Genomic DNA, 1,207 nt, shown 5'->3' with positions numbered 1-1,207 from the left:
CTCAGCTTCCCCGCACATGGAACGCTCCCCTACCATGTCGCCATCCCGAGCTTCGGTGTCCGGTTTAGCCCCGTTCCATTTTCCGCGCAGCGCCACTCGACCAGTGAGCTATTACGCACTCTTTCAATGATGGCTGCTTCTAAGCCAACATCCTGGTTGTCTTCGCAGCGCCACATCGTTCCCCACTCAACCGGAACTTCGGGACCTTAGCTGCGGGTCTGGGCTGTTTCCCTCTCGACTACGGACCTTATCGCTCGCAGTCTCACTGCCAGGTTCCTCGACATTGTGGCATTCGCAGTTTGACGAAGCTTGGTAGCCCTCGCGGGCCCCGCACCCCATCAGTGCTCTACCTCCACAACTCATCCCCTGACGCTAGCCCTCAAGCTATTTCGGGGAGAACCAGCTATCACCGGGTTCGATTGGCATTTCACCCCTACCCCCAGTTCATCCCCTGGCTTTTCAACGCCAGTGGGTTCGGGCCTCCATGCGGTGTTACCCGCACTTCACCCTGACCAGGGGTAGATCACCCGGTTTCGGGTCGATGCGGACGAACTCACGCCCTCTTCAGACTCGCTTTCGCTTCGGCTTAGGCTCCTCCGCCTTTACCTCGCTCGCCCGCATCACTCGCCGGTTCATTCTACAAAAGGCACGCCGTCACACCTTACGGTGCTCCGACTGCTTGTAGGCACACGGTTTCAGGTTCTCTTTCACTCCGCTCCCGCGGTGCTTTTCACCTTTCCCTCACGGTACTCGTTCACTATCGGTCGCCAAGGAGTATTTAGCCTTAGGAGGTGGTCCTCCCAGATTCCTACGGGATTCCTCGTGTCCCGCAGTACTCGGGGTCTGTTTCCACCCTCGTGCGCGCGTTTCGGATACCGGGCTCTCACCGTCTCTGGCCGGCCTTCCCAGACCGTTCTCCTACGCACCCACTCGGGCTGGCTACCCTGCAGCTCGCCGCAAACAGCCCCTCTACCCCGCATGCGCAACGGCTGCAGCCTTTCCCACGCATGCGGTTTAGGCTCCTCCGCTTTCGCTCGCCACTACTCACGGAATCGCGTTTGCTTTCTCTTCCTCGGGGTACTGAGATGTTTCACTTCCCCCGGTTCCCCGCTTAACGCCTTTCGGCCTTAAGCTGCTGGCGCTTCCCGCCAGCGGGTTCCCCCATTCGGACATCCACGGATCTCAGCCCGCTTACGGCTCCCCGTGG

The 1,207-nt window shown here is 60.1% G+C and carries 1 rRNA gene; it reads right to left on the bottom strand.

The window, feature by feature from the left end:
* A 23S ribosomal RNA gene (locus tag AC27E8_RS00495) occupies window positions 1–1,207 on the bottom strand; the annotation flags it as partial.

It is taken from the genome of Alicyclobacillus sp. CIJ1 (assembly GCF_057538885.1).
This window is presented reverse-complemented; position numbering and strand designations above follow the sequence as displayed.